The sequence below is a fragment of the Paraburkholderia guartelaensis genome, from assembly GCF_004353905.1.
Classification (GTDB): domain Bacteria; phylum Pseudomonadota; class Gammaproteobacteria; order Burkholderiales; family Burkholderiaceae; genus Paraburkholderia; species Paraburkholderia guartelaensis.
The window spans coordinates 217,952-234,141 of sequence record NZ_SMOD01000009.1 but is presented as its reverse complement, the minus strand read 5'-3'; the positions used below and the strand labels follow the sequence as shown (position 1 = coordinate 234,141).

The 16,190-nt window shown below is 66.6% G+C and carries 15 protein-coding genes and 1 riboswitch; of the genes, 3 read left to right on the top strand and 12 right to left on the bottom strand.

What is annotated here, in order from left to right; genetic code table 11:
- Positions 1–87: 87 nt before the first annotated feature.
- The 6 genes from E1N52_RS14400 to E1N52_RS14375 all read right to left on the bottom strand — a co-directional run bounded on the left by E1N52_RS14400 (position 88) and on the right by E1N52_RS14375 (position 6,334).
- The gene (locus E1N52_RS14400) at positions 88–1,722 is read right to left on the bottom strand and encodes an ABC transporter substrate-binding protein (RefSeq protein ID WP_133183426.1); all 1,635 of its coding nucleotides are present in this window, start codon (positions 1,720–1,722) and stop codon (positions 88–90) included.
- Positions 1,723–2,047: 325 nt separating this feature from the next.
- Positions 2,048–2,878, bottom strand: a complete 831-nt coding sequence (metF, locus tag E1N52_RS14395) for a methylenetetrahydrofolate reductase [NAD(P)H] (RefSeq protein ID WP_133183425.1) — start codon at positions 2,876–2,878, stop codon at positions 2,048–2,050.
- A gap of 52 nt (positions 2,879–2,930) precedes the next feature.
- Positions 2,931–3,284 (bottom strand): phage holin family protein, encoded by a 354-nt coding sequence (locus E1N52_RS14390; RefSeq protein ID WP_028203399.1) that lies wholly within the window; start codon positions 3,282–3,284, stop codon positions 2,931–2,933.
- A 216-nt stretch (positions 3,285–3,500) separates the two neighbouring features.
- On the bottom strand, positions 3,501–4,919 hold the full coding sequence (gene ahcY, locus E1N52_RS14385; RefSeq protein WP_069264292.1) for an adenosylhomocysteinase: 1,419 nt from the start codon (positions 4,917–4,919) through the stop codon (positions 3,501–3,503).
- A 33-nt stretch (positions 4,920–4,952) separates the two neighbouring features.
- Positions 4,953–5,060: riboswitch (S-adenosyl-L-homocysteine riboswitch) on the bottom strand.
- A gap of 84 nt (positions 5,061–5,144) precedes the next feature.
- A complete protein-coding gene (locus tag E1N52_RS14380) occupies positions 5,145–5,867 on the bottom strand; it encodes an LrgB family protein (protein ID WP_133183424.1) in 723 nt (240 codons plus the stop codon).
- 38 nt (positions 5,868–5,905) lie between these two features.
- Positions 5,906–6,334, bottom strand: coding sequence for a CidA/LrgA family protein (locus E1N52_RS14375; protein WP_133183479.1), 429 nt, complete (start codon positions 6,332–6,334; stop codon positions 5,906–5,908).
- 214 nt (positions 6,335–6,548) lie between these two features.
- Here E1N52_RS14375 and E1N52_RS14370 point away from each other — a divergent pair, with 214 nt between their 5' ends.
- Positions 6,549–7,496: a LysR family transcriptional regulator gene (locus E1N52_RS14370; RefSeq protein ID WP_133183423.1), complete on the top strand. Its 948-nt coding sequence runs from the start codon at positions 6,549–6,551 to the stop codon at positions 7,494–7,496.
- Positions 7,497–7,538: 42 nt separating this feature from the next.
- Here E1N52_RS14370 and E1N52_RS14365 read toward each other — a convergent pair whose 3' ends face one another.
- Positions 7,539–9,167, bottom strand: coding sequence for a GMC family oxidoreductase (locus E1N52_RS14365; RefSeq protein ID WP_133183422.1), 1,629 nt, complete (start codon positions 9,165–9,167; stop codon positions 7,539–7,541).
- Between the two features lie 366 nt (positions 9,168–9,533).
- Between E1N52_RS14365 and E1N52_RS14360 the strand changes: the two genes are divergently transcribed.
- On the top strand, positions 9,534–11,255 hold the full coding sequence (locus E1N52_RS14360) for an isovaleryl-CoA dehydrogenase (RefSeq protein WP_133183421.1): 1,722 nt from the start codon (positions 9,534–9,536) through the stop codon (positions 11,253–11,255).
- Between the two features lie 82 nt (positions 11,256–11,337).
- On the top strand, positions 11,338–12,789 hold the full coding sequence (locus E1N52_RS14355) for a coniferyl aldehyde dehydrogenase (protein WP_133183420.1): 1,452 nt from the start codon (positions 11,338–11,340) through the stop codon (positions 12,787–12,789).
- Here the strand turns inward: E1N52_RS14355 and E1N52_RS14350 are convergent.
- The 5 genes from E1N52_RS14350 to fliE all read right to left on the bottom strand — a co-directional run bounded on the left by E1N52_RS14350 (position 12,767) and on the right by fliE (position 16,040).
- Positions 12,767–13,180, bottom strand: coding sequence for an EscU/YscU/HrcU family type III secretion system export apparatus switch protein (locus E1N52_RS14350; protein ID WP_133183419.1), 414 nt, complete (start codon positions 13,178–13,180; stop codon positions 12,767–12,769). The two genes, E1N52_RS14355 and E1N52_RS14350, sit on opposite strands and share 23 nt — an antisense overlap.
- Entirely contained in the window at positions 13,180–14,700 is a 1,521-nt protein-coding gene (gene fliK / locus E1N52_RS14345) for a flagellar hook-length control protein FliK (protein WP_133183418.1), read from the bottom strand. The genes E1N52_RS14350 and fliK overlap by 1 nt, the downstream gene beginning before the upstream one ends.
- Positions 14,701–14,784: 84 nt before the next feature.
- Positions 14,785–15,117: a flagellar protein FliT gene (locus E1N52_RS14340; RefSeq protein WP_133183417.1), complete on the bottom strand. Its 333-nt coding sequence runs from the start codon at positions 15,115–15,117 to the stop codon at positions 14,785–14,787.
- Positions 15,114–15,560 (bottom strand): flagellar export chaperone FliS, encoded by a 447-nt coding sequence (gene fliS / locus E1N52_RS14335; RefSeq protein ID WP_133183416.1) that lies wholly within the window; start codon positions 15,558–15,560, stop codon positions 15,114–15,116. Before fliS ends, E1N52_RS14340 begins: the two co-directional genes overlap by 4 nt.
- A gap of 144 nt (positions 15,561–15,704) precedes the next feature.
- The gene (fliE, locus tag E1N52_RS14330; RefSeq protein ID WP_069264308.1) at positions 15,705–16,040 is read right to left on the bottom strand and encodes a flagellar hook-basal body complex protein FliE; all 336 of its coding nucleotides are present in this window, start codon (positions 16,038–16,040) and stop codon (positions 15,705–15,707) included.
- Positions 16,041–16,190: the final 150 nt, after the last annotated feature.

Genomic DNA, 16,190 nt, shown 5'->3' with positions numbered 1-16,190 from the left:
CAGGGGCTCGTGACCCCGGTCGCCGGACCATTTTCCGCCGGTCCTGGCTGATATGCGGACCGAGCGGAAAGTCTTACCCGATTATCCTTACTGCATGCCCACGCCGTCGAAGCGCGCGTAGCCAAGCGGTTCGATGCGCATGTCGGTCACCTTCTTGCTGACCGGCTGGTAGACGGTCGAGTGAGCGATCGGCGAGAACGGCAGTTGCTGCGCGAAAATCTGCTGCGCCTGCTGGTAGAACTTGGTGCGCTGCGCCACGTCCGAGGTCTGACGGCCCTTCTGGATCAGGTCGTCGAACGGCTTGTAGCACCACTTGCCGAAGTTGTTGCCGTTCACGGCTTCGCAACCGAGCAGCGTGCCGAGCCAGTTGTCCGGATCGCCGTTGTCGCCCGTCCAGCCGATCAGCATCGAATCGTCTTCGCCTGCGTGAGCGCGCTTGATGTACTCGCCCCACTCATACGTCACGATCTTCGCCTTCACGCCGATCTTCGCCCAGTCGGCCTGGATCATCTCGGCCATCAAGCGTGCGTTCGGGTTGTAGGCGCGCTGCACGGGCATGGCCCACAGCGTGATCTCGAAGCCGTTGCCCTGACCCGCCTTCGCGAGCAGCGCCTTGGCCTTTTCCGGATCGTACGAATTGGCCGGCAGGTTCTTGTAGTACGACCACTGCGTCGGCGGCATCGGGTTGGTTGCGAGCTGGCCCGCGCCCTGGTACACCGAGTCGATGATCGCCTTCTTGTTGATCGCCATGTCGAGCGCGTGGCGCACGTCCGCGTTATCGAGCGGCTTGTGCGTGACGTTGTACGACAGGTAGCCCAGGTTGAAGCCCGGCTGCGACGGCATCGCGATGTTCGGCTCGGCCTTCAGCGGCGCGATGTCGGCGGGACGCGGATAGCTCATCACCTGGCATTCGTCGCGCTTGATCTTCTGCACGCGCACGCTGGCGTCCGGCGTGATCGAGAAGATCAGCTTCGAGAGCTTCACAGCGCCCGGCTTCCAGTAATCGGGGTTGCCGTCGTAGCGGATCGTCGCGTCCTTCGTGTAGCTCTTGAAGATGAACGGACCCGTGCCGACCGGGAACTGGTTGATGTCGGCGGCCTTGCCGGCCTTCATCAGCTGGTCTGCGTATTCAGCCGACAGGATCGAGGCGAATTCCATCGCCATGTTCTGGATGAACGGTGCGTTCGGCTCGTTCAGCGTGAACTTGACCGTGTACGGGTCGACCTTTTCGACCTTGGCGATCAGCTTGTCGAGGCCCATGTCGGTGAAGTACGGGAACGACACCGGGTACGCCTTGCGGAACGCATTGTTCGGGTTGAGCATGCGGTCGAACGAGAACACGACGTCGTCCGCATTGAATTCGCGCGTGGGCTTGAAGAACGAGGTGGTCTGGAACTTCACGCCATGACGCAGATGGAACGTGTAGGTCTTGCCGTCCGGCGAAACGTCCCACGATTCTGCGAGGCCCGGTTCGACCTTCGTGCCGCCGCGCTCGAATTCGACGAGGCGGTTATAGACGGTGAACGTGTTCGCGGTGAAGTCGGTGCCGGTCGTGTATTGCGCCGGGTCGAAGCCAGCGGGGCTGCCTTCCGAGCAATAGACGAGCGTCTTGTTCGGAATGTTTTGCGCGGCGTGCGCGAGCGGGGCCCCGGCAATCGATGCCGCTGCGAGCGCCACGAAAGACGTCATTCGTGCAGCACGCAACAGTTTGTTTTCTTTCATGTTTCCTCCAGTTCAGTGCCGGCTTGCGCCAGCGTAGCGCGATCTTACACAGCAGGTGCCGCAGTCACAAGCAAGCCAAAAGTCCCGTCGCCTGTGGAAAACGCCGGGTTGACAGGCGTCGTCGTTGCAGCATGCTGCGGTGCAGCGTAGCTTTGCCCCCTTTTTTCTCTTGCTGGATCAGGAACATAGCGCGCCGAAATACCGCGCGCAGCCGGGCCGGCCGGCCTTGCTGATGCCAATCGCGCAACGGCCTCTCAATAAAAAACCGCGCGGCCCGGAAATCCGGGAACCGCGCGGTTCGCGTGCGCAAGAACGATGCGGGGCGTCAGTAGCCCAGCCGCTCGCAAATGGCCTTGGTGGCCGGCGCCGCGTTGAGCGTGTAGAAGTGGATGCCCGGCACGCCCGCCTCGACGAGACGGCGGCACAGGTCGGTCACCACGTCGAGCCCGAACGCGCGGATCGACTCGCGATCGTCGCCAAAGCTTTCCAGACGCTTCGCGACCCAGCGCGGCACTTCGGCGCCGCACATCTCCGAGAAGCGCATGAGCTGCGAGTAGTTCGTGATCGGCATGATGCCGGGCACGATGGGAATATCCACGCCCAGCTTCTTCGCGTCGTCGACAAAGCGGAAATAGGCATCCGCGTTGAAGAAGTACTGCGTGATCGCCGAATTGGCGCCCGCTTTCACCTTTTGCGCGAACGCTTCGAGGTCGTGGCGCGGCGAACGCGCCTGCGGGTGGTACTCGGGATACGCGGCCACTTCGATGTGAAACGCGTCGCCGGTTTCCTCGCGGATGAAGGCGACGAGTTCCGACGCATAGCGCAGCTCGCCCACCGAGCCCATGCCCGAGGGCAGGTCGCCGCGCAGCGCCACGATGTGGCGGATGCCGTGCGAGCGGTACTCGCCGAGAATCGCGCGCAGGTCCTCTTTCGAGGAGCCGATGCACGAAAGGTGCGGCGCCGCATCGACGCCTTCCTTCGCGATATCGACGACGGTGTCGAGCGTGCCCTGTTGCGTCGAGCCGCCCGCACCGAACGTCACCGAGACGAACTTCGGCTTGAGCGTGGCGAGCTGGGCGCGCGTGGCGCGCAGCTTTTCCACGCCGTCCGGCGTCTTCGGCGGGAAGAATTCGAATGAGAGTTCGATCGGTTTCATGTTGATGAGGCCAGTGAGGCCGGGCCGCGAGGGTGAGCGGCCCAGGCCCGCATCAGCCGAGGCTGCGGTTGCCGAAAATCAGCGCGGAAAGCAGCCACGATACGATGCTGTACAGGATCGATCCGAAAAATGCCGACCAGAAGCCCGACACCTCGAAGCCCTTGAGGAGCGACGCCGCCAGCCAGAAGCACAGCGCGTTCACCACGAGGATGAAGAGGCCGAGCGTGAGGATGGTCACGGGCAGCGTGAGCACGATCAGCAGCGGGCGCAGCACGGCGTTGATGAGGCCGAGCACGATCGCGACGATGAGCGCGGTGCCGAAACTGCGAATATGGATCGACGGAACGAGCCAGGTGATGATCAGGAGCGCGAGCGCGTTGATCAGCCAGGTCAGCAGCACGGTCATAAGGACTCCTTTTGCGTCGTTGCTTTTGTATCGCCAGGTGCCGGCGGCGGATGCCGCCCGCAGTCCCCGCACGTTGGGCGCGCAGGGATTGGGGTCAGCATCCGCTTGACCGCTTAAACGCGGCTTAAAACTTCTCGCCGCGTCGTATCGCGTTTGTATCGGGCTGTAACCAGCCGGGGACCGGAGTCAGCGCTAGAGCGCCAACCCCGCATCGCTTTAGTAACGGTAGTGGTTCGGCTTGAACGGACCGTTCTTGTCGACGCCGATGTACGAAGCCTGGTCGTCCGACAGCACGGTCAGGTTCGCGCCGATGCGCGCGAGGTGCAGGCGTGCGACCTTTTCGTCCAGGTGCTTCGGCAGCACGTACACCTTGTTCTCGTACTTCTTGCCCTGCGTGAACAGTTCGATCTGCGCGAGCGTCTGGTTCGTGAACGAGTTCGACATCACGAACGACGGGTGGCCCGTGGCGCAGCCCAGGTTCACGAGGCGGCCTTCCGCCAGCAGGATCACGCGCTTGCCGTCCGGGAAGATGATGTGGTCGACTTGCGGCTTGATGTTTTCCCACTGGTACTGGCGCGTCGACGCAACGTCGATTTCCGAGTCGAAGTGGCCGATGTTGCAGACGATGGCGTTGTGGCGCATCGCCTTCAGGTGATCGTGGTTCAGCACGTGGTAGTTGCCCGTGGCCGTCACGAAGATGTCTGCCTTGTCGGCGGCGTATTCCATCGTCACGACGCGGTAGCCTTCCATCGCAGCCTGCAGCGCGCAGATCGGATCGATTTCCGTGACCCACACCGTGGCGCCGAGACCGCGCAGCGACTGCGCGCAGCCCTTGCCCACGTCACCGTAACCGGCCACGACTGCGATCTTGCCCGCGATCATCACGTCGGTCGCGCGCTTGATGCCGTCCACGAGCGACTCGCGGCAGCCGTACAGGTTGTCGAACTTCGACTTCGTGACCGAGTCGTTGACGTTGATGGCCGGGAACGGCAGACGGCCTTCCTTCTCCATCTGGTACAGGCGGTGCACGCCCGTCGTGGTTTCTTCGGTCACGCCCTGGATGTGCGAAAGGCGCTTCGAGTACCACTGCGGATCGACGTCGAGGTGCGCGGCGATCGACTTGTACAGCGCGACTTCTTCTTCGTTCGTCGGCTTGGCGATGACCGAGCGGTCCTTTTCAGCCTTCGAGCCGAGGATCAGCAGGAGCGTTGCGTCGCCGCCGTCGTCGAGGATCATGTTGGCGAACTCGCCGTTCGGCCATTCGAAGATGCGGTGCGAGAACTCCCAGTATTCGTCGAGCGATTCGCCCTTGAACGCGAACACCGGCACGCCGCCCTGCGCGATCGCGGCAGCGGCATGGTCTTGCGTCGAGAAGATGTTGCACGAGGCCCAACGGACGTCGGCGCCGAGCGCGGTGAGCGTCTCGATCAGCACGCCCGTCTGGATCGTCATGTGCAGCGAACCGGCGATGCGCGCGCCCTTGAGCGGCTGCTGCGCCTTGTACTCTTCGCGCGTTTGCACGAGGCCCGGCATTTCGGTTTCGGCGATGTTGAGTTCCTTGCGGCCCCAGGCGGCAAGCGACATATCGGCGACGATGAAATCTTTGGCTTGATCTTGCGGAACTGCGGCGTTCATCACGCCCTCCTTTCTAAAAGTGACTAGAAATTAAAGACGTGAGCGCCGTTTCAGTGCGGTTGATTCAGTGGATTCAACCGGATTGAAGCACTTTCGAGCCTGGCGGGTTACAGAAAACCCGTCGCAACGCTCCTCGAAAGCGAGCCGAGATTGTAGCAAATCGGGATGGCGTCCGCGCGCGTGCGCATAAGCCAAAAAAGCGGGCGCGAACGCGCCCGCAGGACTTCAAACCGGCAGAAACCCGAGCGCCGGCGCGAGCAGCACCATCACCACGCCCGCGATCATCATCGTGAGGCTCGCGACCACGCCCTCTTCGCTGCCCAACTCGCGCGCCTTCGCCGTGCCCACGCCGTGCGCCGCCGCCCCGAAGAGCGCGCCGCGCGCAAGCCGGGTGCGCAGCGGCACGAGGCCGAGCACCAGTTCGCCGAACAGCATGCCGCACACGCCCGTGGCGATCACGAAGAGCGCGGTGAGGTCGCGCGGCGCGTGGATCTTGTCCGACACTGCGAGCGCGAACGGCGTGGAGATCGAGCGCGTCATCAGGCTGCGCTGCAGATCGGGCGAAAGGTGCAGGAGTTTGGCCAGCGCGAGCGAGCCGCCCACCGCCACGATGATGCCGACCGTCACGCCCACGGTGAGCGAGATCCAGTGGCGTTTGAGCAGATCGCGGTACTCGTAGATCGGCACTGCGAAGGCCACGGTGGCCGGCCCGAGCAGCCACATGAGCCAGCGCGTGTCCTGGAAGTACACGGGGTACGGAATATGGAGAACCAGCACGAACGCGCCGAGCACCGCGGGCACCGCGACGAGCGGCGTGAGCCAGGGCGAGCGAAAGCGCGCATAGAGCGCCTTTGAGGCGAAGTAGAGCGCAACGGTGAGGATGAAGCAGCCGGCGGCGATGAGCCGCGCCGCGTCGTCGGCGAACAGGGACGAATAAAACGTGTTCATGACGGAATCAGCCTCACTCTATTCAGGACGGTGCAGCTTCAAGCCCGCGCCAGATGGCGCGAGTGCCGCGAATCGCGCACGCGGCGCAGCGCGAGACGCCGTTCGAGCTTCGCGGCCTGTTCGACCGCGAACGCCACGGCCACCATCACCATCAGCGTGCCGCCGACCACGACGAGCGCGAGACGCCAGCCGTCGGCGCGAAAGAGACCGCCGTATTTCACGGCTGCGACGGCAGCCGGAATGAAGAACAGCAGCATGTCGGAGAGCAGCCAGTCGGCGCCCGCCTTCACCCAGCGCGGCGTGACGCCGCCGCAAAAGAGCAGCGCGAGCAACAGCACGAGGCCGACCACGCCGCCCGGCACCGGCAGGTGGGTGAAGCGCGTGAGCGCGTCGGCGGCGTACCAGACGCCCGCGAGCAGCGCCGATTGCACGGCGATGCGGCCGATGCGGCGGCCGAGGCTCGCCATGCCGCCCACGTTGCGCTCAGCGTTTTCGGAGACTTTCGCGGTCGCGGTGGAGGTAGTCATGGCAAACCCTAAGTGACACTGGAATGGAAGTCAGTATAGGGTGCAGCGCAGCATAAACATAATGACTTAGGATCATCTGCTACATTCCATATTGGAATGCACCAACTCCGCGCCTCGCTGAGCGTGCTTCCTGCACACTTGTGGAGTCCCGATCGTGGAACTGCGCGCGCTTCGCTATTTCATCGAGGTGGTGCGGCAACAGAGCTTCACCGCCGCGGCCGAAAAACTGCATGTCACGCAGCCGACCATCAGCAAGATGGTGAAGGCGCTCGAAGACGAGACCGGCACGCAGCTGTTGCTGCGCGACGCCCGCCAGATGGTGCTCACCGACGCCGGACGCATCGTCTATCAGCGCGGCCAGGACGTGCTCGCCGCGCAGGCGCAGCTACAGGCCGAACTCGCCGATCTCGGCACGCTCGGGCGCGGCGAACTCACCATCGGCATCCCGCCGATGGGCGGCTCGCTCTTCACGCCCGCCATCGCCACGTTTCGCCAGCGCTATCCGAAGATCGAGCTGAAGCTTTTCGAGCAGGGCTCGCGCGCCATCGAAGCCGCGCTGATCTCGGGCGAGCTGGAGCTGGGCGGCGTGCTGCTGCCCGTCGATCCCGCGCTCATCGACGTCTTGCCGATCTCGCACGAGCTGCTGTGGCTCGTCGCGCGGCGCGGCTCGCGCTGGGACAACAAGCTCGCCGTGCCGCTCGCGGAGCTGGCCGGTGAGCCGTTCGTGTTCTACGGCGAAAGCCTCGCGCTCAATGACGTCGTGCTGAACGCGTGCCGCACGGCCGGCTTCGTGCCGCAGGTGGTGGGACGCAGCGGCCACTGGGACCTGATGGCGGCGCTCGTGCTCGCGGGCGTAGGCATTGCGCTGCTGCCCGCGCCTTACGTGCGCCGGCTCGACGCCGAGCGCTTCACCTGCCTGCCTGTCAGCGAGCCGCAAATCACCTGGGACATGGCAATCGGCTGGAAGCGCAGCGGCTATCTCTCGCATGCGGCGCGCGCGTGGCTCGACGTCGCGCGCTCGGAATACGGCAAGCCCTTCACGTTTCTCGACGACTTCGTACATCCGCCGGGCATGGAGAAGCAGCCGGGCAAACCTGCCTGAAGCTGCAACGAGCGAAGGTAATCGAAGACGAAAAGCGCAACGTCAGGCGTCGACGTGCTGAAGCGCCGTATCGGGCGCGTACTGCGCTTGTGCGATGAAGTCGGCCGCACGCTCGCCGATCATCACGCTCGGCGCATTCGTGTTGCCGCCGATGAGTGTCGGCATGACCGAGGCGTCGGCGATGCGCAGCCCCGTCACACCGCGCACGCGCAGCTGCGGATCGACGACGGAGCGCGCGTCGCCGCCCATGCGGCAGGTCGCGACGGGGTGATAGATCGTGTCGGCATGGCGAGCGATCGTCTCGCGCAATTGCGCGTCGCTTTGCGCGCCGTGCGTGTAGATTTCGCGGCCACCCAACTGCGCGAGCGCGGGCGCATCGAGTATGCGCCGCGCGAGGCGCGCGCCCTGTGCGAGCGCGTCGAGATCACGCGGATCGGAGAGAAAGCGCGGGTCGATCGTGGGCGCGACGCGCGCATCGGCGCTCGCGAGCGTGACCGTGCCGCGGCTCACCGGGCGCAACACGCACACGTGCAGCGAATAGCCGTGGCCCCAATGCAGGCGGCGGCTGTGATCGTCGACGAGTGCTGTGCAGAAGTGCAGTTGCAGGTCGGGCCGGTCGAGTTCGGGGCGGCTCTTTAAAAAACCGCCCGCCTCCGCCACGTTGGTCGTGAGCATGCCGCGCCGCGCCCGCAGATACCGCACGAGGCCCGCGGTCATGCGCGCCGCGCCGCGCAGCGAGTAGCCGATGGTGTCGCTCGAATGCACGCGCTTGTTGAAGGTGAAATCGATATGGTCGATCAGGTTGCGGCCGACCTCGGGCGCATCGTGGCGCACCGCGATGCCGAGCGCGCGCAGTTCGTCGGCGGGACCGATGCCCGAGCACATCAGCAATTGCGGCGAGTTGAACGCGCCGGCCGCGAGGATCACTTCGGCGCGCGCCTGCAGTGTCTCGATCGCACCGCCGCGCGCAAGCTCCACGCCGCTCGCGCGTGCGCCGTCGAAGCTCACGCGCAGGACCGTCGCATCGGCGATCAGATGCAGGTTCGGCCGCTCGCGCCCATACAGATACGCGCGCGCCACCGTGCAGCGTTCGCCGCCGCGCTGCGTCACCTGATAGAAGCCGACGCCCTCCTGTTCCGCGCCATTGAAGTCGTCGTTCAGGCGAAACCCTGCCTCGCGCGCGGCCTCGACGAAGCGCGCGGCCACCGGATTGCGCTCGCGCAGGTCGGCAACGCCCAGCGGGCCGCCCGCGCCGTGCCAGGCGCTCGCGCCACGCTCGTTGTCCTCGGCGCGCAGGAAGTACGGCAGCACATCGCGCCACGCCCAGCCCGTGCAGCCAAGCTGCGCCCATTCGTCGTAATCGAGCGGATGGCCGCGCGTGTAGATCATCGCGTTGATGTTGCTCGAGCCGCCGAAACCGCGGCCGCGTGGCTGGTAACCGCGCCGACCGGCGAGTCCCGGCTGCGGCACGGTTTCATAGGCGTAGTTGTTTTTCGTGCGAAACGGGACGAGCGCGGCGACGCCGAGCGGCATGTTGACGAACGGGTTGCGCGCCGTGTGGGGCCCGGCTTCGACGAGCGCGATGCTCGCCTGCGGGCAACGGTCGGCCAGCCGGCCAGCCAGCGACGCTCCGCCCGAGCCGCCGCCTACGATGATGTAATCGTATTGCATCGTCTCCGTCTCCTGCCCCTTGCGAGGCCCCGGCGCGCTATTTGCACGCTCGTTCGTTTTCGGCTTCAATGGCGCATTGTAGGAAGCGTCTGATTCCGAGGTCAGCTTTTATGTCAGAGCATCCCCTCTAAACCTGACGGCGGATCGACGCCTATGATGGAAGGCGGTTCAGCCGCCAGAGCTGAAACCCGCAAGATTCCAGCGAGCGGTAAAGGGAGCGCTGGAGCGCACAAGAATCACTCACCTCACGGACGCTTCCCATGGAGCGGCCGCTGCGCACGCCTCCCCGTCACGACAGCGAATACAACACGAACGGCCGCGCGTGAAGCACGCCGCACGCAGCAGCCTTGCATCGGAGACAGGCAGATGAACCCGACGGAAGTCACGCATCGCCCCGGCACGACCCACGAAGTCACGAACCAGGCGCCGCCGCTCGCCGACTACAACCTCTTCACCACCGACGCGGCGCTCGGCGAGGCTCTCGCGCGCGCGGGCGCGGACTGGCACCGCGAAACGCTCGCACGCCATGGCGAGACGCTCGGCAAGGCCGAAACGCTCGCGCTCGCCGACCTCGCCAACCGCCACGAGCCCGAACTGCACACGCACAGCCCGCGCGGCGAGCGTATCGACGCGATCGAGTTCCACCCGGCCTGGCACGAACTGCTGGCGCTGCTGCGCGAGCAGGGGCTGCACGCGCTGCCGTATTCGGACCCGCAGCCCGGCGCGATGGCCGCGCGCTGCGCAGGCTACTTCCTGCACGCGCAGCTCGAATCGGGGTCGTTGTGCCCGCTGACCATGACGTTCGCGAGCATCGCCGTGCTGCAGCGCGAACCGGCGCTGTTCGAAACGCTGCGCGCGCCGCTCTACACGCGCGAGCACGACGCACGCGACCTGCCGATCGCGCAGAAGCGCTCGATGATGATCGGCATGGGCATGACGGAGAAGCAAGGCGGCTCGGACGTGCGCAGCAACCGCACCGAGGCGCGCCCCGCGGGCATCGAAACCGGACGCGGCGCGGCGTATCTGCTGACCGGTCACAAGTGGTTTTTCTCGGCGCCGCAGTGCGACGCGCATCTCGTGCTCGCGCGCACCACGGAGCACGACGGAATTTCCTGCTTCTTCGTGCCGCGCTACCGGCCGGACGGCACGAAAAACGCGGTCAATGTGCAGCGCCTGAAGAACAAGCTCGGCAACCGCTCGAACGCGAGCAGCGAAGTGGAGTTCTTCGATGCGTACGGCGTGATGATCGGCGACGAAGGCCGCGGCGTGCCGACCATCATCGAGATGGCGAACTACACGCGGCTCGACTGCGTGATCGGCAGCGCGGCGCTCATGCGAGCGGCGCTCGTGCAGGCGATCCACCACGCGCGCCACCGCAGCGCGTTCGGCCGCGTGCTTGCCGAGCAGCCGCTCATGCAAAACGTGCTCGCCGATCTCGCGCTCGAATCGGAGGCGGCGACGGCGCTCTTCATGCGTCTTGCGCGCGCCTTCGAAGACAGCGCCGACGCGAAACCCGGCGATACCGACGACACGTTGCTCGAAGCACGCGCCTGGCGGCGCATCGTCACGCCGGCGGCGAAGTTCTGGGTCTGCAAGCGCGCGCTCGCGTTCACGGGCGAGGCCATGGAAGTTTGGGGCGGCAATGGCTACGTCGAGGAAGGGCCGATGGCGCGCTTCTATCGCGAAGCGCCCGTCAACTCGATCTGGGAAGGCTCGGGCAACGTGATGTGCCTCGACGTGCTGCGCGCGCTGGAGCGCGAGGCCGACGCCGCCCAGGCGCTCTTTTTCGCGTGGCGGCGCGACGCGCAGACTCACCCGGTTCTGAACGCCGCGCTCGACCGCCTCTCGGTGCTGCTCAACGGCGCGCCGGGCACGCGCGAGGCGAGCGCGCGGCGCATCGCGCAGCAAATCGTTCTGATCGCGCAGGCCATGCTGCTGCGCGACGGTCCGCCGGAGATCGCCGAAGCGTTCATCGCCACGCGCCTCGACGAGCACGACGCCGACTGCGACCGTGTATTCGGTACGCTGCCCGCGCGCTTCGATCACGGCGCGATCATCGAGCGGGCGTTTCCGTCGCGCTCGGCGTGACCCGTCAGCAGCGCCGATAGTACGAACCGATTTTTCCGTTCGCCCACGCGCCGAAGCGTGGGCGAACCCAAGAGGACCGACCATGAAGCAGGACCTGCCCGAAGACTTCGCCCGCAACGCGCACGCCGCACCCGAAGACCCGCACGCCGCGCTGAACACGCTGCTCGCCGCGCAGCGCGAAGCCTTCCTGCGCGACCCGTTCCCGTCGTGGGACGCACGCGCGCGCAATCTCAAGGCGCTGCGCGACGTGCTGTTCTCGAACCGGGACGCGCTCGCCGACGCGATGAACGCCGACTTCGGCCAGCGCTCGAAGGCGGAAGTCGAGCTTGCGGAATTCGTCGTCCTCAAGCAGGAGATCGATGCGGCGCTCAGGCACGGCGCGCGCTGGATGAAGCCGCGCCGCAGACCGGTCGGCAAATGGCTGCTGCCCGGGCGCGCGAAGCTGGTGCCGCAGCCGCTTGGGGTGGCAGGGATCGTCGTGCCGTGGAACTATCCGCTGCAGCTGGCCGCGAGCCCGCTCGTGTGTGCGCTCGCGGCGGGCAACCGCGCCATGATCAAGATGTCGGAGCTGACGCCGCGCACTTCCGCGCTGTTCGAAGAGCTGATCGGCAAGACTTTCGCGCGTGACCATGTGGCGGTCGTGAACGGCGACGCGTCGGTGGGCGCCGCCTTCAGCGCGCTGCCGTTCGACCATCTGCTCTTCACCGGCTCGACGCGCGTGGGGCACGAGGTCATGCGCGCAGCTGCCGCGAACCTCACGCCGGTCACGCTCGAACTGGGCGGCAAGTCGCCCGTGATCATCGGCGCCGCGGCGCGCCTGAACTACGCCGTCGACAGCCTGCTGCTCGGCAAGACGCTGAACGCGGGGCAAACCTGCATCGCACCCGACTACGTGCTGCTGCCGCGCGGCCAGGAGGCGGCGTTCATCGCTCGCGCGCGCACGCGCTTCGCGCAGCTCTATCCGGACTTCACGAACAACCGCGACTACACGTCGATCATTTCGGCGCGCCACTTCGAGCGCCTGCAACGCCTTGCCGATGAAGCTCAGGCGAGCGGCGCGCAGCTGCACGCGCTCGGCACGCACGACGCCGCCACGCGGCGCTTCGCGCCCGTCATCGTAACGAACGCCGGCGCACAGACGGCGCTCATGCAGGAGGAAATCTTCGGGCCGCTCTTGCCGCTCGTGCCCTACGACACGCTCGACGAAGCGCTGCGCTACGTGAATGCGCGCCCTCGCCCGCTCTCGCTTTACCTCTATGCCGACGACCCGCGCACGGTCGAGCGCGTGACGCGTGAAACGGTGGCGGGCGGGATGTCGGTGAACGAGACGCTCATGCATATCGCCGCCGAGGGGCTGCCGTTCGGCGGCGTCGGCCCGAGCGGCATGGGCGCGTATCACGGCTACGAGGGCTTCGTCACGTTTTCGAAGATGAAGCCGGTCTTCACCCAGGCGCGGCTGAATGCGCGCGGGCTCATCGCGCCGCCCTATGGCAAGCGCGTCGCCTGGCTGATCAAGTTGATGTTGAGGGGTTGAAGGGCAGCGCGGGGCGGGTGCCGGCGATCCTGCGAACGTCGCTGATATCGCGCGGGGCGCCGCCGGCCGCGGCTCCGGCCGGCGTGGCGGCTTGCGCTTGCGCGGCGGCTTTGGCCTTCGCGTCGTTCTCCGCTTCGAGGCGGTGCAGCCAGGCCAGCAGTTCGGCCACCGCCTGATAGAGCTGCGGCGGGATCTTCGCGTCGAGGTCCACGCGCATGAGCAGCGAGACCATCTCCGGCGCTTCGTGCACGTAGAGGCCCGCTTCCTTCGCGCGTTGCACGATCATCTCCGCGACGAGGCCGTAGCCTTTCGCGACCACGCGCGGTGCGCCGTCGCCTTCGGGGGCGTCGTAGGCGAGCGCGGCGGCGCTCTTGCGGTGCGTGCGGCTCATCACAACTCCCAGTCGTGGTCGAGGCGGTGGTTGCGCTGATCGTTCGCGTCGGCGTCAGCCTGCGCGGTCTGCTCGGTCTGCGCCGTGGATGCGGCGGACGTGGTTTGGGCGGCGTAGGCGCTTGCGGCGCTCGCGGCTCTCGCAGCCTCGGCGGGACTTGCCGCGGCGCCGCTGCCGATCTCGCGGATCGAGAGCCCCGCGAGCGTGAGCCCGAGCGCTTCGAGGCGCCCGCGCAGCGACTCGCTTTCCGCCGTGAGGCGCGCGGCGCCGCCCGCATTCGCCTGCACGCGCACCGCGAGCGTTGAGCCCGTGAGCGTGAGTTCCGCGTCGACGGTGCCGAGCTTCGGCAGCGCAAGCGTGAGCCGCGTGCGCCATGGAATGTCGTCGGCGTCCGCATCGGCTGCGCCCGAATGCTGATCGCGGGCGTCGTAGTCGTCTTGCTGGATGCTCCAGTCCACCCGCACACCCGGCCAGGCCTCGCCGTTCCAGCGAAACTCGCCGGTCGCGAGCAGATCGAGCTGCTGGCGCACGAGCGGAATCACGGCTGGATGGACCGTCGGGCCGGCTGCCTGCGCGGCAGCCTCGTGCATGGCCGGCAACAGGGTGTCGGCAAGCGTCGCGCGCGCCTGGGCCTGGGTCGCGGCCGTTTCGCCGTGCGGATCCGCCAGCCCGGGGAAGGCCCGCGCCAGCGCGGCATTGAGCGCGTTTGCCGCGTTCTGGGCATTGCCCGCTTCGCCGCGCGCGGCGCCCGGCGCATCGGAGAACGTCTCGGTCCATTGCACGTCGTCGATCGCGTCGTCGGCCGGGCTCCAGTCGAGCGGCAGTTGCGAGTGCGCGCCGAGCAGACGGTTCTGCGGCTCGTCGGCAAGGTCGGCGGGCGAAAGCTGGCCGCGCAACCATTGCACGAGGTGGGCTTCGTAGAAGAGTCCGCTCGAACTCACCGTCTGCGCGAGCGACGCGGCGAGCGCGGCGACCGGACCGGCCTGTGCGGCGGCGGCTTGCGCAGTTTGAGCGGTTTGGGTGGTTTGTCCGGCCTGCGGGTTTTGCGAGGACGCCGTCTGCGCGGAAGCATCGGTCCCAGCGTCGGCCGCTCCGGCCAGCGCCTCGCCGGCCAGACCTTGGGCCGCGAGCGCCACGTCGGCGAGCAGTGCGGCTTCCGCCGCCTGCGCCTGCTCGCCGGCAAGACCCGGCAGCGGCAACGTCGCCGCGCCGCCAGGCGCAGCGTCGGCATCGGCATCGGGATTGGCCCAGATCGGCGCGCGTCCCACCACGGCGGGCGTCGCCTCGCCGCCCGAGCGGATGATGGCGTCGAGCGCCAGCGCAACCGCCGAAAGCACGGTCTCGGTCGAGTCCTGCGTACTGCTGGTGTGGGTTGCGGTGTCGGCGAGCGCGGCAGTGCCCGTTGCGAGCGCGGAGACGCCCGTTTGCGCCGCGCCGGAGGCGCTCTGCGGCCCAACCGGCGTGAGCGCCGCGATGCGGCTCGCGAGGAGCGCGGCGGCTCCGGTGTCGATTCCGTTCATGGTGTTCCGGATCTGCGCACGGCGCTGACCTGCCGGTTCATGGGGCGTTGCGCGCCGTTGCCTCGCGAGGCGCCACGCACCGCGCTAGCGGGCTCCGTAGATTTCCTGCAAGACCCGCGCGGGCTGCACGGTGCCGTAAAAGAGCGCCGAAAGCCGTGCCATGCAAGGGCTTGCGAGATCGCGGATGGCGGCGTCGTCGGCGAGGATCTGGCGGATCAGCTCGTACTTGCGCGCCCGTTCGGAAACCGTGAGCCGTACGGCGGCTTCGGCGTCCTTCAAGGCGTCGACGAGGATCCGGTACTGCTCCTGCAAACCGATCAGATCGTTCCAGTGCGCATCGCGCGCCGCATGGAGCATCTGCTCCGACACAGCCGCTATCGCTTCGTAGCGGGCGAAGTAGTCTGCTTTTGAACTCATCTCATCAGTGAGCCGGACGCTGACGCGGATGCCTGTTCGGCCATCCTCGCCACTTCCGGCGCTATCCCCAACCAGGCTTCTTCGAGCGTAGCCAGCAGTCCATCGACCTCGACCAGCATGGTCTCGCTCTGTTTAATATTGGCTTCCAGCAGGCGCTTCGTCATGTAGCTGTACAGCGCATTCAGGCGTTGAGCGATCTCGCCGCCCGCCTCGACGTTCAACGCGAGCTGAAGTCCGCTCTCGACAATCCGGATCGCCTTGGCGATCGCCTCGCAACGCGGGCCGACGTTGCCGGCCTGCAAATGCATACGCGCCTGCGCAATCGCCTGGCGCGCTCCCTGGTACAGGAGCACGATCAGCTTGTGCGGGCTCGCACCCATGACCCCCGTTTCGACGCCCACGCGTGCATAGGCGTTAGCTCCAGATTGGGCAGGGGAAAACATCGGCGCTTCTCCTTGATACGTTTGGCTTGAATGCGGTCGTCCGACGCGCTGTGCAAGCACGAGCGACGGACTCTTCTAGCCGGGTTATCGGATCGTAGGGGAGGAAGCTTTAGCGCGTTGAGCGGGCAAAGGCTTCGGGCACCGTCACACCTGGATCTGCATGATGTCGGTGTAGGCGGCCACGAGCTTGTTGCGCACCTGCAATCCGAACTGGAAGCCGATGTTCGCTTTCTGCATGTCGACCATCACGTCGTTGAGCGACACGTTGTTCGCGCCCAGCTCGAACGCCTGCGACTCGCCAACGGCCTTCTGCTGGGCGTCGCTGATCTGGTCGAGCGACGACTTGAGCGCCGCCGCGAACCCGCCGGCCGTGGCCGCGCCCGACTTTTCGTCGGCTGCGGTGGGGCCGCCGGCCGCCTGGGTCGCCATCGACTGCATTTGCGCCAAGGCGGACGTGAGCGGGGATACTGGCACGGTCATGTTTGCTCCACGAAAAGGGGACATGCGGGGTATTCCGGGGACGAGCCCCAGGGCCGGATTTTCAGCGATTGCGCGGCAATCTTCAGCGATTGCAGTGCAATCCTGCGGGCCCGGCTGAGACGGCGCACTGACAGGATGCCGAATCTGGGG